The 25,654-nt window shown below is 68.4% G+C and carries 23 protein-coding genes and 1 pseudogene; 14 read left to right on the plus strand and 10 right to left on the minus strand.

The window, feature by feature from the left end; genetic code table 11:
- Nucleotides 1-112: 112 nt before the first annotated feature.
- Nucleotides 113-967 carry a hypothetical protein gene (locus AB0B45_RS46215; RefSeq protein WP_358144593.1) on the minus strand — a complete coding sequence of 285 codons (855 nt, stop codon included), beginning with the start codon at nt 965-967 and terminating at the stop codon, nt 113-115.
- A gap of 189 nt (nt 968-1,156) precedes the next feature.
- Here AB0B45_RS46215 and AB0B45_RS46220 point away from each other — a divergent pair, with 189 nt between their 5' ends.
- The gene (locus AB0B45_RS46220; RefSeq protein WP_358144590.1) at nt 1,157-1,993 is read left to right on the plus strand and encodes a LysR family transcriptional regulator; all 837 of its coding nucleotides are present in this window, start codon (nt 1,157-1,159) and stop codon (nt 1,991-1,993) included.
- Nucleotides 1,994-2,147: 154 nt separating this feature from the next.
- On the opposite strand, the gene AB0B45_RS46225 is transcribed toward AB0B45_RS46220, so the two are convergent.
- Nucleotides 2,148-2,606: a DUF2690 domain-containing protein gene (locus AB0B45_RS46225; protein ID WP_358144551.1), complete on the minus strand. Its 459-nt coding sequence runs from the start codon at nt 2,604-2,606 to the stop codon at nt 2,148-2,150.
- A 111-nt stretch (nt 2,607-2,717) separates the two neighbouring features.
- Here AB0B45_RS46225 and AB0B45_RS46230 point away from each other — a divergent pair, with 111 nt between their 5' ends.
- The 3 genes from AB0B45_RS46230 to AB0B45_RS46240 are packed head-to-tail and all read left to right on the plus strand — an operon-like array spanning nt 2,718 to nt 4,157.
- Nucleotides 2,718-3,188: a hypothetical protein gene (locus AB0B45_RS46230; RefSeq protein ID WP_358144553.1), complete on the plus strand. Its 471-nt coding sequence runs from the start codon at nt 2,718-2,720 to the stop codon at nt 3,186-3,188.
- A 5-nt stretch (nt 3,189-3,193) separates the two neighbouring features.
- Nucleotides 3,194-3,481, plus strand: a complete 288-nt coding sequence (locus AB0B45_RS46235; protein ID WP_358144555.1) for a DUF3817 domain-containing protein — start codon at nt 3,194-3,196, stop codon at nt 3,479-3,481.
- A gap of 43 nt (nt 3,482-3,524) precedes the next feature.
- Nucleotides 3,525-4,157, plus strand: coding sequence for an HD domain-containing protein (locus AB0B45_RS46240; RefSeq protein ID WP_358144557.1), 633 nt, complete (start codon nt 3,525-3,527; stop codon nt 4,155-4,157).
- An 868-nt stretch (nt 4,158-5,025) separates the two neighbouring features.
- On the opposite strand, the gene AB0B45_RS46245 is transcribed toward AB0B45_RS46240, so the two are convergent.
- The 5 genes from AB0B45_RS46245 to AB0B45_RS46265 all read right to left on the minus strand — a co-directional run bounded on the left by AB0B45_RS46245 (nt 5,026) and on the right by AB0B45_RS46265 (nt 11,551).
- A complete protein-coding gene (locus AB0B45_RS46245; protein ID WP_358144559.1) occupies nt 5,026-5,226 on the minus strand; it encodes a hypothetical protein in 201 nt (66 codons plus the stop codon).
- Nucleotides 5,227-5,514: 288 nt separating this feature from the next.
- On the minus strand, nt 5,515-6,180 hold the full coding sequence (locus AB0B45_RS46250) for an SDR family NAD(P)-dependent oxidoreductase (protein ID WP_358144561.1): 666 nt from the start codon (nt 6,178-6,180) through the stop codon (nt 5,515-5,517).
- A 270-nt stretch (nt 6,181-6,450) separates the two neighbouring features.
- Entirely contained in the window at nt 6,451-10,050 is a 3,600-nt protein-coding gene (locus tag AB0B45_RS46255; protein WP_358144562.1) for a serine/threonine-protein kinase, read from the minus strand.
- An 18-nt stretch (nt 10,051-10,068) separates the two neighbouring features.
- A complete protein-coding gene (locus tag AB0B45_RS46260; RefSeq protein WP_358144564.1) occupies nt 10,069-10,191 on the minus strand; it encodes a hypothetical protein in 123 nt (40 codons plus the stop codon).
- Entirely contained in the window at nt 10,166-11,551 is a 1,386-nt protein-coding gene (locus AB0B45_RS46265) for a cytochrome b N-terminal domain-containing protein (protein ID WP_358144566.1), read from the minus strand. Before AB0B45_RS46265 ends, AB0B45_RS46260 begins: the two co-directional genes overlap by 26 nt.
- 604 nt (nt 11,552-12,155) lie before the next feature.
- Between AB0B45_RS46265 and AB0B45_RS46270 the strand changes: the two are divergent.
- From AB0B45_RS46270 to AB0B45_RS46290, 5 genes and pseudogenes are all read left to right on the plus strand, one after another.
- Nucleotides 12,156-12,245: pseudogene (locus AB0B45_RS46270) on the plus strand (hypothetical protein); the annotation flags it as partial.
- Nucleotides 12,246-12,500: 255 nt separating this feature from the next.
- Nucleotides 12,501-13,655 carry a hypothetical protein gene (locus AB0B45_RS46275; protein WP_358144594.1) on the plus strand — a complete coding sequence of 385 codons (1,155 nt, stop codon included), beginning with the start codon at nt 12,501-12,503 and terminating at the stop codon, nt 13,653-13,655.
- A gap of 305 nt (nt 13,656-13,960) precedes the next feature.
- Nucleotides 13,961-14,164: a hypothetical protein gene (locus tag AB0B45_RS46280; protein ID WP_358144568.1), complete on the plus strand. Its 204-nt coding sequence runs from the start codon at nt 13,961-13,963 to the stop codon at nt 14,162-14,164.
- Complete coding sequence (locus tag AB0B45_RS46285) at nt 14,164-14,799, plus strand: hypothetical protein (protein ID WP_358144569.1); 636 nt, start codon at nt 14,164-14,166, stop codon at nt 14,797-14,799. The genes AB0B45_RS46280 and AB0B45_RS46285 overlap by 1 nt, the downstream gene beginning before the upstream one ends.
- A gap of 480 nt (nt 14,800-15,279) precedes the next feature.
- Nucleotides 15,280-16,815, plus strand: a complete 1,536-nt coding sequence (locus AB0B45_RS46290) for a long-chain fatty acid--CoA ligase (protein WP_358144570.1) — start codon at nt 15,280-15,282, stop codon at nt 16,813-16,815.
- A 155-nt stretch (nt 16,816-16,970) separates the two neighbouring features.
- Here the strand turns inward: AB0B45_RS46290 and AB0B45_RS46295 are convergent, their stop codons facing one another.
- From AB0B45_RS46295 to AB0B45_RS46305, 3 genes are all read right to left on the minus strand, one after another.
- Entirely contained in the window at nt 16,971-17,828 is an 858-nt protein-coding gene (locus AB0B45_RS46295; protein WP_358144571.1) for a helix-turn-helix transcriptional regulator, read from the minus strand.
- A gap of 320 nt (nt 17,829-18,148) precedes the next feature.
- Nucleotides 18,149-18,883, minus strand: coding sequence for a tetratricopeptide repeat protein (locus AB0B45_RS46300; protein WP_358144572.1), 735 nt, complete (start codon nt 18,881-18,883; stop codon nt 18,149-18,151).
- 1 nt (nt 18,884) lies between these two features.
- The gene (locus AB0B45_RS46305; protein ID WP_358144573.1) at nt 18,885-20,444 is read right to left on the minus strand and encodes a BTAD domain-containing putative transcriptional regulator; all 1,560 of its coding nucleotides are present in this window, start codon (nt 20,442-20,444) and stop codon (nt 18,885-18,887) included.
- A gap of 80 nt (nt 20,445-20,524) precedes the next feature.
- On the opposite strand from AB0B45_RS46305, the gene AB0B45_RS46310 reads away from it, so the two are divergent.
- From AB0B45_RS46310 to AB0B45_RS46330, 5 genes are all read left to right on the plus strand, one after another.
- Nucleotides 20,525-21,070 carry a carboxymuconolactone decarboxylase gene (locus AB0B45_RS46310; RefSeq protein WP_358144574.1) on the plus strand — a complete coding sequence of 182 codons (546 nt, stop codon included), beginning with the start codon at nt 20,525-20,527 and terminating at the stop codon, nt 21,068-21,070.
- Nucleotides 21,071-21,147: 77 nt separating this feature from the next.
- On the plus strand, nt 21,148-22,167 hold the full coding sequence (locus AB0B45_RS46315) for a GNAT family N-acetyltransferase (protein ID WP_358144575.1): 1,020 nt from the start codon (nt 21,148-21,150) through the stop codon (nt 22,165-22,167).
- A 281-nt stretch (nt 22,168-22,448) separates the two neighbouring features.
- Complete coding sequence (locus tag AB0B45_RS46320; protein ID WP_358144576.1) at nt 22,449-22,646, plus strand: hypothetical protein; 198 nt, start codon at nt 22,449-22,451, stop codon at nt 22,644-22,646.
- A gap of 150 nt (nt 22,647-22,796) precedes the next feature.
- A complete protein-coding gene (gene helR, locus AB0B45_RS46325; protein WP_358144577.1) occupies nt 22,797-24,944 on the plus strand; it encodes an RNA polymerase recycling motor ATPase HelR in 2,148 nt (715 codons plus the stop codon).
- A gap of 82 nt (nt 24,945-25,026) precedes the next feature.
- Complete coding sequence (locus tag AB0B45_RS46330) at nt 25,027-25,539, plus strand: hypothetical protein (protein WP_358144578.1); 513 nt, start codon at nt 25,027-25,029, stop codon at nt 25,537-25,539.
- Nucleotides 25,540-25,654: the final 115 nt, after the last annotated feature.

A 25,654-nucleotide genomic window follows, 5' to 3' on the forward strand; every position in this document is an offset into this window, starting at 1 on the left:
ACGCCGGAGGTGCCGGAAGGACGACTTCCGGCACCGCCTTCTCAACGATCAACGGGAGCCCAACACGCGTAGGGAGCCGGTGCTGCCTCCGTTGGCAGCGCCGTTGCCGCTGTCAGCGATGATGGACGTGGCGGCGGGAGTCTGGTTCACGGACTCGGCGCCGGCGAACTGGGCTGCCGACATCGCGGGCACGATGAAGGCGAAAGCTGCCAGAGTTCCGGTCACGAGAACGTTCTTGAACTTCATCATGATAGATCGCTCCATATGAATCGGTGACGCCCTGGGCGGTACCCGGGCTGATGAAACACCGAATCGATAGTGCGTATAGCCACCGGCTCGACGGCTTTATTTCGCATATGGGGATATACGTACATTCAAGAAATGCATGGCATATATTTAAGGGATCCACCGCCTCCCGCAACTCGTGCAGCAGTCGGTCGGACACGTCGTCGCTCTCCGCGAACAGGCGCCGCATCCTCGCCGCCTCGTGAGCGCACCGGCGCCGGGTGTCCTGGTCCGACGGGTCCAGCGAGCCGTACCCGAGCCCGACGAGCAGCGGGACCGTGGTGTCGAGCAGCGCGGCGTAACGCCGTTGATGGTCGCGGTGCATGTGGTCGGCCACCGCGTCCTCTGTACGAATCCGCTCCTCTTCCGCCGCCGCCTCGCTCGCGCGTACGGCGACGCGCGGTACGGCATGGACCACAAGGCCGAACGCGAACTGGAACCCGTAGACCGACACCGCGGACAGCGCCATCGACGCCATCGACTGAAGACCGGGCGTGTCCGCCATGACCGCCTGAACCACGGCCAGGGCGAGGTTCGCGCCGAGGTACCCGAGCGGCAGGTCGAACAGCAGCAGCACGCCGTACCAGCCGACCAAGCCGAAGGACCAGTCGGCGGCGTCCGGCATGCGGTCCGACGGCGCGGCGGAGGACGCCGCGACGACCGCGGCGAGCACCAGGCCCACGGAGACCCATCGCGCCGCGGGCGGAATGCCCCGGCCGCGCACCACGAAGACGGCGGCGCCGAGCGTAACCCCGGCCAGTACGACGAATCCGGTGACCTCCAGCCACAGCGGGTCGTAGCGCGCGCCGCTCCTGACGAGCTCCGGCAGGCAGAGGCCGAACTGGACGGCCGCGGTGACGTCTCCAAGCGGATCGCGAAGCTGGAGTCCGACCTTGGCGCGAGGTTGTTCGCCCGCTCACGCAACGGGGCCGACCTCACCGAGGACGGCAGAGCGTTCCTCCACCACGCGCGCGCCCTCGTCAGCATCGCCGACCAGGCAGTCGAAGTACTGCGCGGCCGCCACCGCTCGCTCCGGGTCGACGTGCTGGACACCCGGCTGGCGTCCATCGATCTGATCCGGGCCTTCCACCAGACGGTGGAGGGAGTGGACATCGACGTCATCACCTCGAACGGGCTCAGATCCGCACGCGGGGCGCTCGCCTCCGGATCCGTCGACGCGGCCTTCGCCCGCGTCAGCGGGATGCTGGAGGAGGACCTCCGGTACGTGCCGGCCTACCTCGAACCGATACATCTGCTGGTAGGCCGCGACCACCCCCTTGCCGACCGGCGGGAGGTCGAGATGGAACGACTGTCCGGATCGACCGTGTGGATGCCCGGCAACCACCCGGAAAGCGAGTGGGCCGAGTTCTACCGCTCGCTGGGCGCCGCGTTCGACGTCCGGATCGACGCCTCAGGGCCGGACTTCGGCTGGGACTACTTCGTGGAGGAGATCGGCTCCGGTGAACGCATCGGGTTCGTGGGCGAGCGGTGCCGGCTGCCCTGGCATCCGCGCACTGTCCAGATCCCACTCGTCGACCCGACGCCCGTCTACCCGTGCTCGCTGCTCTGCCACCGGCAGAACCATCACCCGGTGCTGGCCCGGCTGATCCGCTTCATCGTGAGCGATTTCCGGCCGTTCGACCCGCGAAACCAGTGGCTGCCGGACCCCGACCGTGCCGCTTTCGCCGTGGATCCCAAGCTCCCTTAGTAACTGCCTGGACATCCGATCGAACCGGTGGGGAGACCGCTCGACCAGATCGGACACACCATCACACCCACCGAGAAGCGCCTGCACTCCGCTGTGGACTCACCACCGTCGCCATATCGAAGATCAAATCAGCGTGTTCATCCCCTGCAAGCCCTCAGCGGCAGGCCATCGCGGTCTTCCCGTGCCCGGAGTCCTTCACGGTGGGGCCGGTTGACGCCTCGGCCCAGGCGTACACGCATCTCCCGGAGGCCACCGCCAGCATCGGACCCCAGTGACGTCCGCCCTTGCCCGCTGTGTACCTACGGTAGGACGTCTTCCCCTTCTCCTTGAGGTCGGTGGCGAGCAGGATGGCGCCGGTCGCCTCCGGGGAAACCTTGATCACGCCCCAGCCCGCCTTGCATTTGCTCGACCACATGAGCGTGACGTCGCCGACGTCTTCCTTGTTGACGTAGGTGAGCAGGTCGCCCGTCCTGATCGCGCGGGAGGAGCGGGCGCAGCCGGTCTTGTACGGGTCCTTGCCGGTGTAGTCGACCACGATCGCGCCGGCGGGGGTGCTCACGAGGAGCGCGGTCGAGGCGGCCAGCAGTGCGGTAGCGAGGATTCGGATCGTCATGGAGGGCGACTCCTTGGCTTGGCTGTTGAAGATCGTCGGAGCCTACCCCCTTCAGGCTGCCTGAAGGTTGCCTGCTAAGCTTCAGGCAACCTGAAGGTGTGAGGGGCATACATGGAAGATCTCTTGCTGTCGATTCATGTCCTCGCCGGCATCGTGTTCGTCGGAGGCTCGGCCGTCGCGACGAGCCTGTTCCCCCGCTATGCGCCGGCGGCCGCCACGGTGTCCGCCGACTCGCCACCGGGAGCCTCGGCTGGGCGGAACCACGCCGTAGCCGTCATGCTCCACCGCATTACCCGGGGATACAGCCTGCTCGGCCTCATCGTGCCCGCCGCCGGCATCATCCTGGCCTTCGTCCAGGGCCGGAGCGGTGAAATCTGGATCACCGTCGCCATGATCCTCACCGCTGCCGCCGGCATCCTGCTGGCCCTGCAGATCTATCCGCGCCAGAGCGCCGCGCTCACCGCGCCTGGCCGGCCCGACCAGGCGCGGACGCTGTCCATGCTCGCCGGCGTCTACAACCTGCTGTGGGCGATCGTCGTCGTCTTGATGATCGTGCGCCCCGGCGCGACCTACGGAGTGTGATCTCGGTGCGCACATTGCGGATCGCGGCCGGCATCGAGGCCCTGTCTCTGGTGGTCCTGCTGGTCAACCTGCTCACCGTCCACGCCAGGGCGGTCGCGTCGCTGGTCGGCCCCCTGCACGGCACGGCCTACCTGGCGGTCATCGTGACCACCTTGCTGAGCCCGGCCGCCGCCGCATCCGGCGTCCGATGGCGCGCCGCGATCCCGGCAATCGGCGGACTGCTCGCACTACGGCACATCCGCCACCGTTCCTCGGCAAGTCAGCCCCCTGTTCCGAATCCTCTAGGGAAGTGAAGAAATGGACGAATATCGGGATCTGCCGTTTCCCCGCACCGACATGGCGCTGAACGCGGCGAACTTCTTACGAGACATCGTGGACCCGGCGATCTTCAACCACAGCATGCGCAGCTATCTGTACGCGCGCTTCATCGGTGAGCAGCAAGGTCTGCGACCCGACCTCGAATACGACGACGAGCTGCTGTTCCTGGGTTGCGTGCTGCATGACGCCGGACTCAGCGACGAAGGCAACGGTGATCAGCTCTTCGACCTTGACGGCGCCGATCTCGCGGCCCGATTCCTCACCGAGCAGGGGATGTCATCCGAGAGAGCCGAGATCGTGTGGGATGCGATCGCCCTGCACCTGTGCCATGAGATCGCCCTGCGCAAGCGGCCCGAAATCGCGCTCGTGACGGCAGGCGCCGGGTTCGACCTCAGCCCTGGCGAGCCGTACACCCTCCCGGCCGGCTACGCCGACCGCATCCATGCCGTACTGCCGCGCCTGCATGCCACGGCCGTCCTGTACGACACGATCGTCGGCCAAGCACTCGACAAACCCCAGAAGGCTCCGCCCTTCAGCATGGCCGGCGAACTCGTCCGCCAGAAGACCCAGGTGCCCTGGCCCACCTGGCAACAGCTGGTAGGCCAGGACCCCAGCTGGAACGACTACGACGGCTACCAGGCGAGGACGTGAACGCCGTCGTCGTTCACCCACGCACAAGCGAGTCCGCACCGGACGGCGGATGTCATCGGCATTTCGCCGCCCCTACGGCCTGCCGCCATCAAGTCCGTAACCGCAGTTAATGGTCGACCGATTTGATCCGACTCGCCAATGCCTCATCACTGGTCCGCTCCCCAGGAGAAAAGACGAGGGGCCCAAGGCCACCTTCAAGCGCGTCTACTTGATCGACCGGCGCAAGACCGACGCTGACGGCTACCTCGTAGACCGAGGTCGCCGACCTGCCGAACCTGCGCAACCCTGCCCACATCGGCACGGACGACCCCGCCGGGGGTTACGGTCTCGGCGACCCCTTCAAGTTCCCCCTGCAGTCCGTGGAGGCCCTGCCCCCTCTGCCGGGCAACAGGATCGCCGTCATGCAGGACAACAACTTCCCGGACAGCGCTGGCCGCGTCCCGGGCAAGACGGACGCCACCGAGATGATCGTGATCGGATTCCCGAAGCGGTAGGACTGAAAGGCGGTAGAAGGTCCGTGGTGACACGTCGGCCGCCGCCGCGATCTCATCTACGGCCACTCTCTGTGACAGCCGTCAGCCTCAGAAGCATCGAAGAGGCCGGCGTCGCTTACCTGGATGGCTGACGAGCCGTAGGACCGGCAAGCCGAAGGCCCCAACCGGTCGGTGATCCGGTCGAGGCCTTCTCGCGCGATACGTGCAGATTCGATCGCGATTCCGTCTACTGGGACGAAAGCACTTTCAATAGGTAATTACCTGAAACGTGGCCACACCGCGAAAAGTACTGTCGCGGCGTGGGACCCCGCAGCAGGGAGGGCCGAACGCCGGAGGTGCCGGAAGGACGACTTCCGGCACCGCCTTCTCAACGATCAACGGGAGCCCAACACGCGTAGGGAGCCGGTGCTGCCTCCGTTGGCAGCGCCGTTGCCGCTGTCAGCGATGATGGACGTGGCGGCGGGAGTCTGGTTCACGGACTCGGCGCCGGCGAACTGGGCTGCCGACATCGCGGGCACGACGAAGGCGAAAGCTGCCAGAGTTCCGGTCACGAGAACGTTCTTGAACTTCATCATGATAGATCGCTCCATATGAATCGGTGACGCCCTGGGCGGTACCCGGGCTGATGAAACACCGAATCGATAGTGCGTATAGCCACCGGCTCGACGGCTTTATTTCGCATATGGGGATATACGTACATTCAAGAAATGCATGGCTTTTATTAAATAATGCCTAGCTCGACTGGGGCGATCGCCGGGCCGATGCCTCCTCCGCTGACAGCGGGCCGCGCCGAGCAGCGCTGTGGAGAACGGCATGAGCGAGACCGAGGCCAGGAACGCAAGGTGGATCCACGGAGGCGGGCATCAGGTGGGCTGCCCGGTGGGGCGCACGACCACCGTGTTGACGTCCACGCCTTCGGGCTGGGCCAGCGCCCAGGCGATGGCGTCGGCGACGTTGTCCGCGCTGAGCAGCGGCCCGGCGGGGCGGCCCTCCGGCCAGAACGAAGTGTCCACGCGGCCGGGCGCGATCAGCGTCACGCCGACGCCGTCGCCGGTCACGAGCATGCGGGTGTTCTCGGCGAGCGCGGTCACCGCCCACTTCGTCACCGAGTACATGTTGCCTGGCGAGTGGACGAACCCGGCGACGCTGCCGACCAGCACGATCCGGCCACGGGTCTCGCGCAGCGCGGGCAACGCGGCCTTCACGAGCAGGGCAGGGCCGAGCACATTGGTGAGGACCATGTCGCGCAACTGGTCCGGGGAGCTCTCGGTGAGCGGGCCATGAGTGGAGAAACCGGCGTTGGCGACAACGTGGTCGAGCCTGCCGTACTCCTTGACGGTCGCCACCACGGCATCCTGTACAGCGTCATAGTCGGTGGCGTCCCCGGGCAGCCGTAACACGCCAGGCACCCGGGCGAGCCTGGCCTCATCGCGGCCGGTGATAGCGACCGCCTGCCCGTCGGCGACCAGCCGCTCGGCGAGCGCCAACCCGATGCCGCTCGCTCCTCCTGTGATCAACGTCGTCTTCATGGCCAAACAGTAGGGGCACAGCCGATCAGTGACCAATAAGTCCGCTTATGGCAGACCAGAAAGCAACCAATCCGAACCAACAAGCCCAAGGATCTAGAATCTCCGCTCGGGCCGGTGCCACCAGCCGCAAAAGGCGTCAGCCCACGATGGTCCCGATCGCGTGACTGACGTCCTCGCCCGCGGCGCCGTCCCCCCGAGTGACCTGCGCGACGACGAGGTGCTGCGCAAGATGGTGGCCGAACTCGACTTCGAGAAGGCCATCCTGGAGCGCTAGCCCTTGGGGCACGGATCGGAGTAGGGCACGTCCTTGCCGACCAGGGTGTTCCAGTCGGCCCGCGACAGCGTGCCACCCGCCCGCTCGCACACCAGCGGCGCGGCGCGCTCCCCGCTGACCGGCAGGTCGCTGACCCTTCCGTCGTGCGCGAGCACCCGCAGGTCGCCGCTGGGCATGAAGACCAGCTTCGGCATCTGGTCGCTGAGGTCCACGTTGTCCATCGTGGCCGACACCGGCCGCGGGCTGCCCAACTGCCTGCCGCTGACCAGGTCGAACAGCGTCACCCTGTCGTCGTGGGCGACCGCGAGCGTCTTGCCGTCGGGGGAGAAGGCCGCCCCGAGCACATCGCCCGCCACCTTGAACAGCTGACCGGTCGGCTTCCACGTGGTGGCGTCCCACAGGGCCACCCCCCGGCTGCCGTACGGCGAGACCGCCCGCCGGCCGGTGCCGTCGTAGGTCATCCAGTCGTGCGCCATCGTCCCCGGCGCGGCCGAGACCGGCAGCGTCGTCATGCCGGCCAGGTCGATGACGTCCACCCCGGCCGGGTCGCCGGTGGTCAGCCACCTGCCGTCGGGGCTGAACGACATGTCGCCCGCCGAGATGTCGTGGAAGACCTTGGTCACCGCGCGGCGGGAGAGGTCGAGGAGCAGGATGGTGCCCGCGCCGTAGCGGTCGTTGGAAACCGAGAAGGCGATGGCCAGCCGGCGCCCGTCCGGGCTGACGACCATGCGCACCAGGTTCTCGCCCCCCTGGGTCGCCGCGATGTCGATCTTCGCCACCCTGCGCCCGGTGGCTGTGTCCCACAGCGTGTAGGGGCTGCCGCCCAAGGTCGGCTCGGTGGTGACCAGGGTCTTGCCGTCCGGGCTGACCGTGGCGGCGATCATGTACTTGGCCAGCCCGGCGTCGACCGAGATTTTCGGTGTGATCATCGGGCCCGACGGCCTGAAGGCCGGCACCTGCCAGGAGCGCACTCGCCCCGCCAGGACGGAGAAGGCGGTGCGGCCGTCGGGGGCCAGCCACAGGTTGCCCGAGCCCGCGGGCGCCCCCGGTCCCGGAGCGGTGAAGCGGTCCAGGTCGTAGACGGTGGCCTGGCCGGTGTCGTCGAGCAGGGTCAGTCGCCGCGCGTCGGGGCTGAGCGCCGGACGCTGGGCGGCTATCGACACGGCGGTGAAACGCAGCAGCATGGCGCGGTCGGCGACGCGCCAGAGCGTGACCGTGGGCGGCGGGGCGATGATGCTGCCCGAGCCGCTCAGGCCGCTGAGCGTGACCATGTACTTCCCGTCGGCGGAGAAGTCGGCGGTGGCCGCCATGCCCTCGAAGCCGAGAGGGTCCGGGCGGGCCGTGTCCAGGTTCCAGAACCGCGCCTCGTCGCCCTCCTGCACGAGGACGCGCCGGCCGACCGGTGACGCCCCGGACACCCGGGTGGGCAGGGACTTGCGCATCGGCCTGGCCTGCCCGCCGGGCAGGTCGCGCACCAGGGTCGTCTTCCCCTCGCCATCGTAGATCGGGGCCATCACGACGTAGCGGTCTCCCGGGCCCACTTCCAGGTCGCGGGTGCCCGCGTACAGGAACTTGCCCGCCTTGGTGTCCCAGAGCCCGGTGAACGGGCTGCCGCGGTGGGTCGCCACCTCCAGGTAGCGGCCGCCCGGCGTGAAACGCATCGTGCAGTCGGCGCGGAAGGCCGATCCCCACGTCTTGTCGGTTCCGGTGGCGATCTGCTTTCCCGTCCGCAGGCTCCACAGCCGCAGCTTGGAGTCGGCGGCCAGCGCGAGCGTGTCGCCGTCCGGGCTCAGCGCCGCGCGGAAGGGACCGAAGCCGACGCCGGTCAGCCGCGCGGTCTGGCGTCCGGTGCGCACCTCGTAGACCCTGACCTCGTTCTCGCCCGCGCTCACCAGCAGCGAGCCGTCGGCGCTCAGGGCACGTCCGGTGTTGTTCAGATTCGGATCCTTGAACATGCGCTGTTCCGGCTGGGCCAGCGAGCTGAGCACCGCCTCCCTCGTCTCCGGCACGTCGGCCATCCGGTACGAGGCCACGCTCAGCGCCATCGCCCTGGCCGGATCGCTCTCGCGCAGGGCGTCGGCCTGGAAGGCCAGCAGCCTGGCGCGTTCCTGGGTCTGCTTGTCGGCCAGCTGCCGGCCGCTGGCCTGGCTCAGGCGGGTCTGCTGCCAGGCCACGATCCCGGCGATCAACGCGGTGACCAGCAGGAGGGAGACTCCGCCGCCGACCAGCCTGCGCCGCCTGGCCCGGCCGGCCGCCTGGGCGGTGCTGGCCTCGACGAAGGCCTGCTCGGTGGGGTTCAGCGTGAGGTGCTCGGGGCTCTGCGGCGCCCAGGTCATGACCTCGCGCAGGGCCGTACCTTGGAGCAGGTCCTCCGGCAGGCGCCCGTGCGCCGCCCAGCGGCGCGCGGCCTCGCCGAGCCTGCGGTGGCGTGAGAGCGCCTCGCGGTCGCCGCTGACCCACTCGTGCAGGCGTGGCCAGGCGCGCAGCAGCGCGGCGCGGCCCATCGAGACGGTGCCGGCGCCACGCTCGACCAGGCTGGCCCGCTCCAGCTCGGTCAGCAGCCGTTCGGCCTCCGGGCGGCCTTCGACCAGTTCCTCCGTGGTGGCCTGGCGGGTGGAGTCCTCACCCTCGCGCACGTCGACCAGGCGCAGCAGGAGTTGCCTGGCCAGGTCGCGCTCGTGCGGCGGGAGCGAGGCGTAGAAGTGCTCGGCGACCTGGCCGAGCGCGGGCCGTCCCGCCAGTGACTCGGGCGGCCGCATCGCCGCCGCCGCGTGCGCGGCCGCGGCCATCGGAGCCTGCTCGCCGCCGTGATCCAGCGGCCGGCCGCCGCTGAGCAGGGTGGTCAGCAGGGCGTGCGAGGTGGGCCGGTTGGCCGGGTCCTTGTCCAGCGCGGCGGCCACCGGCTCGCGCAACGCCGGGGGCAGCGCGGACAGGTCGGGCTCGTCGGTGAGGAGCCGGTGGATCACCGCGACGGTGGTCGGCGCGTGGAACAGGTCGCGGCCGGTGGCGGCGAAGCAGACCAGCGCGCCCCAGGCGAACACGTCGGCGGGCGGCTCGGCCCGGCCGCCGTCGAAGACCTCGGGCGCCATGTACATGGGCGTGCCCGTCAGCTCGCCCGTCGAGGTCATCGACAGCCCGGCGGCCCTGGCGATGCCGAAGTCGATGACGCGCGGGCCGTCGGGGCCCAGCAGGACGTTCTCCGGCTTCAGGTCGCGGTGGACCACCCCGGCCTGGTGGATGGCGGCCAGGGCGGTGGCCACGCCGAGCGCGAGCCGGTGCAGGTCGTCGCCGGAGAAGGGCGCGGCCCTGCGCAGGCTCGGGCCGGAGACGAACTCGCTGACCAGGTAGGGCCGCTCGCCCTCCAGATCGTGGCCGATGATCCTGGCCGTGCAGAACGACGCGACGCGCTGCGCGGCGGTCACTTCCCGCAGGAAGCGCCGCCGCAACGTCGAGTCCGCCGAAAGGTAGGCGTGCAGCACCTTGACCGCGACGCGGTTGGCCGCCTCGTCGTAGGCCTCGTAGACGATGCCCTGTCCCCCAGCGCCCAGCCTTCCGGCCAGCCAGTATCTCCCCAGCCTTAATGGCTCCCCGTTCATGCGAGGTTAGATGCCGGATCAGCCCATCAGGTTGCCGACGAAGCACCACCGCCAGTTCTCGCCCGGCTCGAAGGACTGCATGACCGGGTGGTCGGTCGCGTGGAAGTGCGGGCGCTCAGCTCGCCGTGGACTCGATCGCACGTGCCTCATCGAATCGGTGTGTTTCGTGATACCCGCCCTCCGGAGTCCGGACGATGACTCCGGTTTCCACGCCGTGCCCGGCGACGCCGCGATCGCGTGCTTGCAGGCCGAGGCAGAGCCGGCGGGTGATGACGAAGGCGACGAACGGGCCGAGGACGACGGCTACGCGGAAGGCGTTGGTCACGGATTCGAGTGACAGGTGGAAGACGTGAGCGATCTGGTCGTTGGCCGCGGAGGCCCACAGCAATCCGTAGAACGTGACCCCGGCCGCCGCGAGGCCGGTGCGGACCGGGGTGGCCCGTGGACGGTCCAGGACGTCGTGCCGGGTGCGGGCACGGGCCATGCGGGCCTTGGTCATCGGACGCCCCCGTAGGTCGCGCCGCGTGCGATACAGCGTCACGCGCTCTTCGATCAGCGGGTACAGCGCCAGCACGGTGAAGAACGCGCCGGGTACGACCAGGCCGGGCACCAGGACGACGAGGCTGAGGGTGTGGCCGAAGACGGTGACCTCCCATGCGGGCATGAGCCGGAGCGCGCCGTCGATGAAGCCCATGTACCAGTCCGGTACGGCTCCCGCCGCCGTCTGTGCCGGGTTGGCCGGGCCGTACAGCCAGATGGGGGTGATCTGGAACAGCGCTCCCAACATGACCAGCACCCCGACGGTCGCGCCCGCCACCAGCGTGCGGGCCGAGGGACGTCCTGCCACCGCGCCGGGGAAGCGGGTGTGGCCGTGCCGGCGGACCAGCCGGGCGCGGACGACCAGCAGGCCCGCCACGAGCAGCGGCAGCACCAGCACGTGCACCCAGTACAGCCGGGGAACGATGTCCTCGCCGGGGAACGCTCCACCGAACAGCAGCTGGTGGAGGTAGGTCCCGACGACCGGAATCGACAGCACGATGCTGTCGATCAGCCAGAGGCTGCCGCCCGACAGCAGGTCGTCCGGGAGGATCTTGCCGGTCTCGCCCGCGGCCATGGCGAGCACCAGCAGCGTCACCCAGATCATCCACTGAGTGTGCCGGGGACGGCGGAACGCGCCGGTGAGAAACATGCGCAGGAGCTGCAGCATGACGGCGCCGGCGAAGATCAGTGCCGCCCAGTGGTGCACTTGGCGGATGAACAGGCCGCCCGTGACCTCGAAGCTGATGCGCATGGCCGAGTCGAAGGCCGCGCTCACCTGAACCCCGCGCAGCGGGGCATAACCGCCGTCGTAGGTGACCCGTGACATGTCCGGATCGAAGAACATCATGAGGAACAGCCCCGTCACGGCCAGGACCGCGAAGGAGTAGATCGCGATCTCCCCGAACAGGAACGACCAGTGGCTGGTCCCGAACAACTGCCGCCGCACGCGTGACACGCGCATTCCGCCTCCAGGAAACTCGTGCTCCTATGAGGAAGACTCCGCCACCGTCCGGAATGTGACATCCCGAACTGGTGAGGTCGATCACGCCACCGCCGACCAGGTCCGCGCCGACAACGCCGCCAGACACACCTTCCTGCACCCCGGCGCCCGCTCCTTGCACCGCCCACCTCAGCTGGGTGGCAGGCCGCCGCTAACCCGCGAGCGCGTTGAGCCCCGCGCGATTCAGCCGGAAGAACTGCTCCAGCTCCGCAGTCGGAGCGGCGACCAGCCCGCCCCCTCCCCTGACGTGTGCCGCCGGCACCGGCGTGGCCACCCCGAGGGCGGATCCGGCCCGACACGATGCGCCCCTGTTCGTCGTCCACGTGCATCACTCCCTGCACCGGCGCGTAGTGCCGGTACCTATTCGCCGGGTACCGGCGGACGACCATCCGGCCACATCGTTCAAGCGAACAATACGAATCAAATTTATCGACACGGCCGAAATGCCGCTATGGTTGGCCCGTCGCGGGCAGGCATGAACGATCTACCGCGAAACGGCCAATGTGACGTCGAGGGGATAGCGTTGAGTCTCGATACCGTGCGCGAGGAAACAGCCATGCGTCGGATGACCAATCGCCTGGTCGAGACCCTCACCGACACCCATTCCGCAGAACGTGTCGAAAGCGCTGTTGGCGCGGTCCATAACCGCTTCGATGGCCACCCCATCAGGGATTTCGTCCCCATCCTGGTCGAACGCCTTGTCCGCCAGGAATTGGTGGCGAAGCCGGAAGGGGACGCTGACGCGAATACCGAGCTGGAGGCCGGAGCGGCCCACGCGATTCCGCGCCCCGCCGCGGACATTCGACCGGAGGCCGGCGACACCTCTCATTCAAATAGGCGTCACTTTCCAGGAATCTTCCGATCACCTCAAATTCAACAATTACAGAGCGGAAAGGGCAAGCCCCTTCTCATGCTCCTGGCCGCGGTCGTGGTGGTTGTCGCCGCGGCGGTCGTGATCACCACGCGCGGGGGAAACTCGCACCCACCCACGGTCGCGAGCAAGGAGACCTCGCCTGGGCTCGTGAGGAAGGAGACCGCACCCTCGCCCGCCGCCACGGAAACGTCGCCTCCGCTCGCTACCGTGCGCGGCGTGATCGGCTCCGAGAAGAAGGCGTTCTTCGAGGATCCGAAGGTGATCGAGGCGTTCGCCGACGAGGGAATGAGGGTCGAGGTCGACCCGGCGGGCTCACGGCAGATCGCCACCTCGATCGACCTCAAACGGTACGACTTCGCGTTCCCGTCGAGCGCGCCGGCGGCCGACAGGATCCAGCGGCAGAGCAAGGTCAGCGCGAAGTACACGCCGTTCTCCTCACCGATGGCGATCGCCACGTTCCTGCCGATCGCGAAGCTGCTGGACAGGGCGGGGGTCGTGAAGAAGGCAGGCTCTGGGAAGAAGCCAGGCGTACGGACCTTCGACTTCGCTCGCTACCTCGACCTGGTCGCCCGGGGAGTGCAGTGGGACCAGCTGGACAAGAACACCGCCTATCGGGTCCGCAAGAACATCCTGGTCTCCACGACGGATCCACGTAGCTCGAACTCCGCGGCCATGTACCTGGCAGTTGCGAGCTACGTCGCGAACGGTCACGCGATCGTGCAGGGCACCGCCGCCGAGGAGAACGTGCTCCCGACGGTGTCCCAGCTCTTTCTCGGGCAGGGCTACACCGACAACACCAGTGAGGGTCCGTTCGAGGAGTACCTCTCGGTCGGCATGGGCCCGACGCCGCTGGTCTGGATCTACGAGGCCCAGTTCCTGGAGGCCGTCGCGCGCGGGCGAACCAAGCCGGGGATGGTGCTGATGTACCCCTCACCGACCGTGCTGTCCAAGCACACGCTGGTGCCGCTCAACGCGGACGGCGATCGCGTCGGGCGCCTGCTGTCCACCGATCCGGAACTGCAGCGCCTCGCCGCCGAGCACGGGTTCCGGTCAGGTGACGCCGCCCGGTTCGCCAAGGTGGCCGCCGATCACGACGTGCCCGTTCCGCCCGATCTCATCGACGTGGTCGACACCCCGTCCTACGACACACTCGAACGCCTGCTCGGCAAGGTCGCCAAGTCGTACCGCTAGCTCCTGCCGCGATCGGCCCCCTTCGAGAGCCAAGGCAGCCACAAGCCACGAGGAGCCGGGCAAGCCACATGACCTGCGCGGATGACATCATCGGCAGGCGCCACGCGGACGTGGGATCGCGGCAGTCCGTTCCATGCGCCCATAGCGATCAACGCCGACGTAGGCTCGCCACCATCCGGCACCGCGGCACACCTGTTGCGCCAGAGCCGGAACCGAATGTCAATTGGTCCGGCCGGTGTGGAGGATGGAACGCTGTGACGACGCTGCCAACTTTGTCCGCCGCTGTCGCGGAGTCGGATCCGCCGATGCTGCGCAAGGCGCGGGAAGGCGACCGCGAGAAACTCGTCGAGATGTTCACCGATCCCGAAGTCGGACAGCGCTTGGGCGGCACGCGGCCCCACAAGGGCGTCGAGCGGTCCCTCGGCTCTGTCGGGATGGCCAACACCTTCTGGGCGCACGACACGCATCCAGCCCTCGACGTCGCCGCCCTGAGCTCGTTCCGGGCCTGATGGCCGGCAAGCGGACCGCGAAGGCCGCGCGGCGAATCGACGTGACCCGCCTTCCCGAGGACATCGTGGCACTCATCGAGACCCTCGAGCCCGGTGCGGACCTGGTCATCACGCGGGACGGCCAGTCGATCGCGACGATATCCAGCACGGTGGACGTGCTCCAAGGCGCCATCGTCGATCCCGTCACGCCAGACGCGGCCAACGAACAACCACCGATCGACTACGACAACGTGACAGTCGTTGCCACCGCGATGGAGCTGTCGGCGGCGGCTCGGGTGTCGCTGTCCACCCGGCTCGGCGCGGACTACATCGTGCTCGACATGAACGCGGCTCCCGCGACAGCCGATGTGCTGCTGGTGCCGCCGGTCAGCCCGCAGTTGATCGCAAGCCTGCGATCGATGTTCCCGAAAGCTCGTGTCATCATCACGGAAATCGAGGACGACGAGCTCGGAGTCAACTACCACGGCCCGGTCCGACGCCTGCTCGACGCCGGCGCTGAGGCGTATCTGCCCCCGGCGACCGTCCCCCGTCTGGCGAGGCAGCTCGACTACACCCTCACTCATTGGCACCAGATCACCGGCGACGTCACAGCACCACTGGAGATCGAACCGAAAGAGCACAAGGACCGAGACTAGAGGCGACAGGTCAGCTGCCGAGCACGGATTCTGGCACCCCACACACCGAATCCGGCATCCTCGGTCGTGGTTGAGGGCCTTGCCGTCGTAGACGGCCTCTCACCCGGCGCGGTCGAGGGTGCGGGCGCCGTACCGGATGGCCCACTCGCGGATCGTGGCCGGGTGCGGGCAAGCCGGCAAGGTAGGCGCGTATCGAGGATCTGGTCGGCCATCGACAGACAGCCTGCATCGCCGGGTGCGGCAGCCCGGTGCCGCGGTCAGTCAGGCAGATGGAGTCGACACGTTCGTACAAGTCCTGCCTGGATCCTCAGGGCATCCTTGGGGCGTACGAAGTTCCGTTCCAGGATGAGGCAGGGGACGTGGCCCTGCGTACGCCGGGCGGGTCAACCGTCCATGCGCTTTCGCACCCTTCGCTACCACCAGTCGGTAGGGGGTCGACAAGCTGTGTGGCACGTCCCACATTCTGAGGAAAGGGTCGCGATGCTCAATCTGTCGATCATTCTGGAAGACAGCGCCCGCAATACTCCAGACCGCACCGCCCTGGTCTTCGGCGACCTGCGCCTGCCGTACTCCATGGTGGACTCCGTCGCGAACCAGGTGGCCAACCTCCTGGTGGCCCGGGGGATCGGCAGGGGCGACAAGGTCGCGCTGCTGTGCCCGAACCTGCCTTACTTCCCCTTCGTCTACTTCGGCATCCTCAAGGCCGGGGCGACCGTGGTTCCGCTCAACGTGCTGCTGCAGCCGCGCGAGATCACCTACCACCTGGCCGACAGCGAGGCCAAGGCGTTCTTCTGCTTCGAGGGCTCCCCCGAGCTGCCCATGGGCGCGCGCGGGCGGGAGTCCTTCGACGCCGTCGAAGGCTGCGAGCATTTCTTCGTCCTGCCCGCCACGCCGCTGGCCACCGAGTCGGAGCACGGCGAGTCGTTCTGGGCGGCGTTGGGCGGCATGTCCGGGGAGTTCGAGACTGTGCAGACCGCCCCGGGCGACATCGCGGCCATCCTCTACACCTCCGGCACCACCGGTCAGCCCAAGGGCGCCGTGCTGACCCACATGAACATGCTGACCAACACCATGGTCAGCGACGAGATGTTCCCCGCCGACCCCGACGGCGACGTCTCATTCGCGGTGCTCCCGCTCTTCCACTCCTTCGGCCAGACCGCGGTCATGAACGTGAGCGTGCGCCGCCGCGCCACCCTTGTGCTGCAGCCGCGCTTCGAGCCCGGCGAGGCGCTGGAGCTCATGCGCAGGGAGAAGGTGACCATGTTCGCCGGGGTGCCGACGATGTTCTGGGCGCTGCTGTCGAAGATCCACGCCGACGGGGCCGAGGCGCCCTCGACTCTGCGGGTGGCGGTGGCGGGCGGGGCCTCCTGCCCGGTCGAGGTGCTCAAGGACTTCGAGGCCACCTTCGGCGTACCGATCCTGGAGGGCTACGGCCTGTCGGAGACCTCCCCGGTGGCCAGCTTCAACCAGCCCGGCCGGCCGACCAAGCCGGGCACCATCGGCTTCCCGATCTGGGGCGTGGAGATGCGGCTGGTGGACGGCGACTGGAACACCATTGAGGGCGAGGGCCCCGGCGAGATCGCCATCCGCGGGCACAACGTCATGAAGGGCTATTACGGACGGCCCGAGGCCACCGAGGAGGTCCTGCGGGACGGCTGGTTCCGCACCGGCGACATCGCCACCCGCGACGAGGACGGCTACTTCGCCATCATCGACCGCACGAAGGACATGATCATCCGGGGCGGCTTCAACGTCTATCCGCGCGAGGTGGAGGAGGTGCTGATGACGCACCCGGCGGTCTCGCTGGTGGCGGTGGTCGGCGTGCCCCACGACTCGCACGGCGAGGAGGTCAAGGCCTATGTCATCCCGACGCCCGGCGCGACGGTGAGCGAGGACGAGCTGGTCGCCTGGTGCAAGGAGAACATGGCGGGCTACAAGTACCCGCGGATCATCGAGTTCCGCACGAGCCTACCGATGACGGCGACCGGCAAGATCCTCAAGCGCGAGCTGCGCTAGGTGTATTCAGCCATCGGGTCGGTGAGACGCCGTAGCCGGTAGTCGATCAACAGGAAGACCTCCGGATGTGGTGGAGATGCCTGTCTTCACCACTCACGGAGGTCTTCATGCCCCACGCTGACGCCTTAGCAGTGGGGCTCTGGCGGCCTTTCGATTCAGGGCACCCAGTCGATCGCGGCGGCAAGCTCGGAGGGCGCAGTCCCAAAGGTGTCCCGGAAGACCCGGGTGAAGTGCGGGCTGTCGGTGAACCCGGCACTGTGAGCGGCCGCCGTCAACGTCTCCCCCGCGGCTACCAGGTCAATGGCACGCTGCAGGCGTAACCACCGTACATACGGCCGCAGAGGGATCCCTACGTGCGCGCTGAACAGGTGCGCCAGCCGACTCGGCGACAGGTGGACCGCGTCCGCCACCGTACGCAGGCGCACCGGTCCTCGTCTCAGGAGCGTGGGGATCACGGTGATCGCCGCCTCCACCGCTGGGTGGAGCGGAATGCTGTCGGCGGCGCTGTGACCGGTCCACACCTCGACGACCCGCAGCGCGGTCGTCGCCTCGGCTGAGCGCGCATGACCGATCGGCGGCGCCGTGAACATGAGCGGCCGCATTCCCTTGTGGCGCCCCGGTCTCGGGCTCGTGTGCGCCGGTTCGGTCACCGCATGTCCTGAAGAGCCGCAGACGGGCAGATCCCTGACTTGCGTGACGGATGGCAACCAAGCCGAAGCCTTGAACCCCGTACCGAAGCGCGCGAGAAGGGAACGGCCTGGTGCACTGCGAGGATCCAGTAGAGCGAGCAGGGCCTCGCGAGCTCCGGTGAGCACCGTGTGGCGGGTGTCGGGGGGAATGACAGCGATCTGTGTGGTCAGCCGCTCGCCTTGGGCGTCAGCCATGGTGAAGGGCTCGGCGGCGACAATCAGCTGAACCGCATGGTGGGCGTGCAGGCCATTCCTACCGACCGTCCCGCCGTACAGCAGGATGCCGGGTCGGAGTAAACACCAGCCGCGCCAAGGATGCGACATCACACGGTCCTTTGTCGGCACACGTTGAACGACACTGGCCGAGCCTCTGCAGTCACCACCCCGGCACGCCTGGACGGCAGCAGCACCGCCGGCGCATGCGCACTCCTCCGGCCAGAGCCCGCAGTACGCTCCGACACCACTGACAGCGTATCCGGTCATGGGCAACCGGGGTGCGGCCGCGCATGAGGCGATGGCTCGGGTGGACCGCGCAGTCGGCAAGTGTCGATCAGGCCCGGAGCGGGGCCGGATGACCTCCTCGTCAGCTGATCGCTCGGCTCCCGGGCCGCAGTCTTCCAGGCGACGATCTTTTCAACTGTGTGTCACGGCTGATGGAGATCGCTGAGGAAGGTTCGGATCTCGTCGGCCTCGGGGACGTCGAGGGCGGTGTACAGGTCAAGGGCCTGTAGGGCGTGATCGCGGGCGAGGTCGATATGGCCGAGGTCGCGGTGGACGCGCGCCAGGCCGTCGTGGGCGCGGGCCTGCTCGGGGCGGTAGCTCACCTCGCGGGCGAGGGCCAGCGCGCTGTCGTGGTCGTCTACGGCCTGGGCGAGATCGCCCATGGATCGGGCGGTTTCCGCCAGGCCGTTGAGCGACTCGGCTTCGTCTCCGGGGAAGCCGAACGTGCGGCACAGGTGCAAGGCGTCGCGATGATGGTGGCGGGCCTGGTCATAGCGGCCCTGCCGTTGGGACACCAGCCCGAGGTTGTTCAGGACGACGGTTTCCCCGATGCGAGATCCGGTCTCGCGATAGAGGTGCAGCGCCTGGCGATGGTGGTCGTGAGCGTCTTCGTATCGTCCTTGGTGCTCATGGACGATGCCGAGGTTGGTCAGGCTGTTGGCTTCGCCTGCGCGGTCGCCGAACTCGCGGAACAAGACGAGGGACTGCCGATAGTGATCGTGGGCCTGGTCGTACTCTCGCTGCCGCTTGTAGACGGTGCCAAGGTTGTGCAGTGCGCGGGCTTCGGTGCTCTGGTCGCCGATTTCGCGCGAAAGGTTCAGGGCGTGCCGGTAGTGCTCGGCTGCTTGCTCGTAGTGGCCATGCCACCAGTAATGCACCTCACCGAGGTCGAGGAGCGTGCGTGCTTCGGCCGCCGTGTCGCCGCGTCGCCGGCTTGCTTGGAGTGCCAGGCCGTGGAGGGCCAAGTCTGCGGCGCTGGTCGCGGAGCCGGTCGGCCAGGTATTCGACGGTCCAGCGGGGGCGATGGTGCAGGCGGGCGGCGGCGATGCGGACGGCCAGTGGCAGGAAACCGCACAACTGCAGCACGTCGAGGACCGCAACCGGTTCGGCGTCCGCCCGTTCGCCCACGATCGCCGTGAACAACTCCACGGCGTCTGCGGCAGGCAGCACATCCATGGACAGGGCATGTGCCCCATCCAGGTCGGTCAGCCGTCGGCGACTGGTGATCAGGATGAGGGCGCTGGAGGTGCCAGGCAGCAACGGCCGTACATGATCGGCGCTGAGGGCGTTGTCCAGCACGGCCAGCACTCGACGGCCGGACAGTTCGGACCGCCACACCGCGGCGCGATCGGCGACCGACGCCGGGATGCGTTCTGCGGGCACGCCGAGTTGCCCCAAGAGGACCTCGAGCGCGGCGCCGGCCTCGAGCGGCGCCTGACCGGCGGTGTGCGCCTGCAGGTCGACGAAGAGTTGCCCGTCAGGGAAGTGGTCCGCGAGGTGGTGTCCCGCATGGACCGCGAGCGCCGTTTTACCGACCCCGGCCATCCCGTCGATCGCCGAGATCGTCACAACTCCACCGTTGTTGCTCGTCCACGAGCGGGCGAGCCTGTCGAGCTCGCCTTCTCGTCCGGTGAAATCCGGGACGTCGTAGGGCAGGAAGTTCACCCGCTGCGACTTCATCGGCGCGGCGGCCGGTGCCTGCAGGTCGGGGTCGTCACGCAAGATGGCCTGTTCGAGCTTGATGAACGCGTGGCCAGGGTCCAGTCCTTGCTGTTCGGCCAGGGTCGCCCGGAAGGTTCTTGCCACGTGCAACGCGTCAGGTTGGCGTCCGGCGCGGTGCAGGGCGAGCATCAGCTGGCCGCATAGCCGTTCCCGCACCGGATTGGCCGCCACGTGGATGGTCAGTTCGTCGATGAGGTCGTCCTGGTGGCCCAGAGACAGTTCCACGTCGGCCAGGCGTTCGATGGCGGTCAGTCGCTGCCCGTTCAGTCGTGCTCTGGCGCTCTCGACGTAATCGGCGGTGATATCGGCCAACGGCTCTCCCCGCCACAGCGCCAGCGCGGCACGGATCTGGTCCGCGGTGTCCTGCTGGTCGCCGGAGGTGGCCTGCGCCTTGGCGATCAGGTTGGCGAACTCGTCCAGATCGAGTTGGCCGGGCTCGGGGGTGATCATGTAGCCGGCTGGGTGAGTGGCCAGCATCTGGTCGGCTCCCGAGGCGCGCAGCATCCGTCGGATCGCAGCGACCGTGGTTTGGATCTGCGCGCGGGCAGAATCTGGCGGCAGTGGCCCCCACATCGCGTCAATCAGCCGATCTGTACTGATCACAACCCCGGCGTGCAGCAACAGATACGCAAGCACCGCCCGATGCCGGGGTGCCAGTCTGGGCGGCTGCGGACCGGGAGCCACGGCCCCTACCGGGCCGAGGATCGTGAACCGCATGCCGTCACTCCAAAGGCAACCAGCGCTTGCATCGAGAACGCATCGGAAATCTATCAAGGCCCACCTGCAGGATTGCCGACATGCAGGGACTTCCCATCGTTGATCCGGAGATCGCCACCGGTGAAGCCGCACAACTGTTCACCGCCACGCACAAGGCCCTGGGGGTCATCCCCAACCTGGCCAAGGTGATGGCCAACAATCTGGCCGTGTTGAAGGGGTATCTGGGCGTCGTCGGCACTCTGGGCGCGGAGGGAGCCCTGTCGGCGGACTTGCTCGAGCGCATCGCTTTGCTGGTGGCGCAGGAGAACAAGTCTGACTACTGCCTGTCGGTGCACTCGTTCCGCGGGACCAAGGTGGTCGGGCTGACTGTGGTCGAGGCCGCCCGCGCGAGGAGGGGCGAAGCCGGCGACCCCTGGGTTGCCGCGGTCTTGGCCTTGGCCACCGCCGTGGTCCGAGAGCGCGGGGCTGTTTCCGACGATCAGCTGGCAATGGCCCGGCACGCCGGTCTGTCCGACGGGCAGATCGTCGAGGTCATCGCCCATGTGGCTCTCAATGTGTTCACCAACTACCTCACCAAGGTGGCCCGCGTCGACATCGACTGGCCGCTCGTCCGCCACACCGACTGAAGGAGAGCGATGACGCCGTTCCGGCCGGATCGCCCGCACCGGGCCACGCCCAAGGCATCCCAATCGAGGAGTTCCGCATGATCCGTATTGCCCCGGTGTCTCGGGTGTCGGCCGAGCAGTCCGCCGCCTGGCACACGGTTGTCGTGGCCTCGCTCGCCGGCGATCTGCCTGACGAGCCCGGGCCCACGCCCAAGCAGGTCCACGCCCAGCTCACCGCTGCCGGGCTGGACAGCCGCCGGCTGTTGTGGCTGGCCACCGAGACCGGCGGCGCGGTGGTCGGCGTGGCCGGGCTGCGGCTGTTCACCTCACCGGGCCAGGATCACCTGGCCGAGCTGGAGCTGCACGTCCACCCGGACCGGCGGCGCTCGGGGGTCGGCTCGCAGCTGCTGGCCACGGCCGTGTTCGCGGCGGAGGTGGAGCAGCGCCGCAGTCTGCTCACCGCCGCCGCCGCCGACGGTGGGCCTGGTGACGCCTTCTGCGCGGCGCACGGCTTCCGGCGGGTGCTGACGCTGGACCACCTCCTGCTCGACATCGCGCGGGCCGACGACGCCGCGGCCGACACCGAGCATCCCGGCTACGAGCTGACCGGCTGGACCGGCACGGTGTCCGACGACCTGGCCGACGCCTTCGCCGCTGCCAAGAACGCGATGAACGACATGCCCACCGGCGACATGGACTACGGCAGCCAGGCCTGGACCGCCGACCGGGTCCGCGCCATGGCCAAGGTGCTGGCCGACCGTGGCGACACGCTGCTCACGATCGCCGCGCTCCGGAAGGGGGAGATGGCCGGGTACACCGAGATCGTCATCCGGGCCGGGGAGACCCGCCGGGCCCTGCAGTACGACACCGCCGTCGTGCCCGCGCACCGCGGCCACGGGCTCGGGCTGTGGGTCAAGGCCGCGATGGTGCGCAGGTTGCGTGCCGAGCACCCCGGCATCGCCGAGATCGAGACCGACAACGCCCAGGACAACACCCACATGCTCGCTGTCAACCGGCGGCTGGGCTTCCGCTCCCACCGCCGCTCCCACGAATACCAGCTCGATCTGCCCACCACCCCGGGCGGCACCAGCAAGGTCATCCCATCGTGGATCGCCTGACAAGAACCTAACCCGTTGGATCAAGCGGCCTTCGGCACGCAGTGGGATATGTCCGGAGTCGATCGTCTGCCGTCGCGATCAAGATCACGGCATTACCGCAGACGGTACCGGCGTACGCGGCGCGTCGCCGCTTCATGAGAAGGCTGCCCGTCCACTGCCGACGATGAGGGGAAAGGGGAGCACCCGCTCCTTTCCACTCTCAACGTATAGCGCAGCGGGGGGCTTGCGGCAAGACCCTGGTCGTGCTGCAGAATCGTCGGCCGAGGCCAGAGCCTGCGGAAATGGGGGACACGAAAGTGCGTGTGGTGTTGTCGACGCATGGGTCGCGCGGGAGCGTCGAACCGATAGCGGGACTCGCGGTGCGGTTGCGGGAACTCGGCGCGGAGGCGCGGGTGTGCGCGCCGCCGGACGGGGCGACGGTGGCCGCGACGCGGCTGCTCGACGCGGTCAGCCGGGAAAGGCCGCCCGTGTCCGCGTGAACCGCGCGGGATCGTCGAGCCAGGACCCAGAACACGAGAACCTGCAAACCCTGGCGACCCGAACCGGCAACGGCCACCAGGTTCGTCACGCCGGTCCAGACGCCTTGCTGGGCGCAATGGTGCAAGCGCCCTCAGATCGGAGCTAACTACGTGAACCCGCTGACTACCAGCGCCTTTGACCTTCCCGACCACCTCACCCCCAAGGCCGACCCGACGCTGATCGCCGGAGATGAGCAGCACTTCGCGGCCATCGCGGAGAGCCTCCAGCAGTCGATCGCCGACCTGTCCGACCGCCTCGACGCCGAGCGCAAGGCGCCCGGCGGCAAAGGCCGGGCCGCGATGGACCGGGACATGGAGATCCACCGGCTGAGCGCTCGCCTGCGCGCACTGCGTCGCTTCGGTTTGGACCTGTGCCTCGGGCACATGGTCAGCGAGGACAACCCCGAGCCCGTGTACATCGGACGACTTGGCCTCACCGACAGCGCGGGTCGCCGGCTGCTGCTCGACTGGCGCTCCCCCGCGGCTGAGCCGTTCTTCGGAGCCACCCACGGTAACCCGATGGGGCTGGCAAGCCGCCGCAGGTATCGCTGGACCCGCGGCCGGATCAGCGACTACTGGGACGAGGTGTTCACCTCGGACGGGCTTGTCGGACATGCCGCGCTCGACGACCAGTCCGCCTTCATCGCCAGCCTGGGCAGCAACCGGTCGGCCCGGATGCGGGACGTGCTCGGCACCATCCAGGCCGACCAGGACGCCATCATCCGCGCGGGATCTCGCGGGGCTCTCGTCGTCGACGGCGGTCCGGGAACGGGCAAGACCGTCGTCGCTCTGCACCGCTCCGCCTACCTCCTCTACTCCGACCCTCGCCTGGGTCACCGCCGGGGCGGCGTGCTGTTCGTCGGTCCGCACCAGCCCTACCTGGCCTACGTCGCCGACGTCCTGCCCAGCCTCGGAGAGGAGGGCGTGCAGACCTGCACCCTGCGCGACCTCGTCGCCGAGGGCGCCGCGGCAGCGATCGAGCCCGACCCGGACGTGGCCCGCCTGAAGTCGTCGGCGAACCTGGTGGAGGCGATCGAGCCGGCCGTCAGGTTCTACGAGAACCCGCCCACCAAGGGGATGGCGGTCACGACTCCCTGGTCCGACATCTGGCTGAGCGCCGACGACTGGGCCGAGGCGTTCGACGCACCAGATCCCGGTACTTCGCACAACGAGGCGCGCGATCAGATCTGGCAGGAGCTGCTCACGATCCTGATGGACAAGCACGACGGCGAGGTCTCGGCTGACCTGCTCCGCAAGTCGCTGCTGCAGAACAGGGAGCTGCTCACGACCTTCAACCGCGCGTGGCCGCTGATCGAAGCGGCTGACCTCGTCGGGGACCTGTGGTCGGTACCCGCCTACCTGCGGATGTGCGCTCCCTGGCTCAGCCCAGATGAGGTTAGGCAGCTGCAGCGCGAGGACGCTCAGGCCTGGACGGTGTCCGACCTGCCGCTCCTGGACGCGGCGCGGCAGCGGCTCGGCGACCCGGAGGCGTCACGTCGCAAGCGCCGCCATGACGCCTCCGTCGCCGCCGAACGCGAGCGCATGGCGCAGGTCGTCGACAACCTGCTCGATGCCGATGACGACGGTGAAGGGGTGGTGACGATGCTGCGCGGACAGGACATCAAGGACGCCCTGGTCGACGAGAGCGCACTGCCCAGCACCGACCCGGACCGGCTCGCCGGCCCGTTCGCGCACATCGTCGTGGACGAGGCTCAGGAGCTCACCGACGCGGAGTGGCAGATGCTGCTGCTGCGCTGCCCGTCTCGGAGCTTCACCATCGTCGGGGACCGTGCCCAGGCCAGGCACGGGTTCACCGAATCGTGGCAGGAACGGCTCGAGCGGATCGGGCTCGACCGGATCACCCTGGCCTCCCTGAGCGTCAACTACCGGACGCCGGAAGAAATCATGGCGGAAGCCGAGCCGGTCATCCGGGCCGTGCTCCCGGACGCCAACGTGCCGACCTCCATCCGCAGCAGCGCCGTCCCCGTCGTCCACGGACCCGCTTCGGATCTGAGCTCGATCCTCGACACCTGGCTCGCCGCGCATGCCGACGGGATCGCCTGCGTCATCGGCGATCCCACATTCCGGTCGACGTCCCGCGTCCGGTCGCTGACGCCGGAGCTGTCGAAGGGGCTCGAGTTCGACCTGGTCGTCCTCATCGACCCGGAGGCGTTCGGCGAAGGCATCGAAGGAGCGGTCGACCGCTATGTCGCGATGACCCGAGCGACCCAGCAACTCGTCATCCTCACGAGCTCCTGACATCGGCCGCCGGTGGTGTCACGGACGAGGCCCGAGCGGCTGCCGCCAAGCACTGCGACGAGGAGCAGTAGCTGACAGCCTGGTGTCGCTCATCGCCCTGATCAACGCCGGCAGCCGCCTGGGCGTCATCACCCGGCTGCCGGCGGGCTTCGGCACCAACGACGGCGGCGTCGTGATCGACCTCAGCAGGCCCGCGAACGTGGAGATCATCGACAAGGAACGTGCGGCGGCGACACCTGGGGTCAGGTCGCGGCCGTCCTGGCCCGGCGTGGCCGATCTCCTCGGGCGACACCAAGAGCGTCGGTGTCGGTGGGCTGCCGTTCGAGTTCGTGGCACACCCGACGACAGACGTCTTCTACGGCAAGAGCGCCTTCCCTGCATCGGAGGCGGCCGGCGTGCTCCAGGGGTGGGCGGATTACCTCCGCACCGCCCCCGAGGAGCTCACATTCATCTCTTCGTCGGCGGATCCGAAGCGCCGGTCGAGATCCAGGTCGACTTTGACGGCGTTGACCCGGAGCTCGCGGCCCAGGCCATCGACCCGATCCGCCGGCTCGGCACGGTGATCGACGACGATGTCGCGCTGATCTACGCATAACCCTGCGCGGCTGTACATTCCGGCGGTCACCGAGCACGCTGCCCGCCGTCTTCGGATCCTCGGCGTCACCGCCCACCCCACCAGACAGTTGGTCACCCAGCTCGGCCGCAACCTC

It is taken from the genome of Nonomuraea sp. NPDC049152 (genome assembly GCF_040648355.1).
GTDB lineage: Bacteria > Actinomycetota > Actinomycetes > Streptosporangiales > Streptosporangiaceae > Nonomuraea.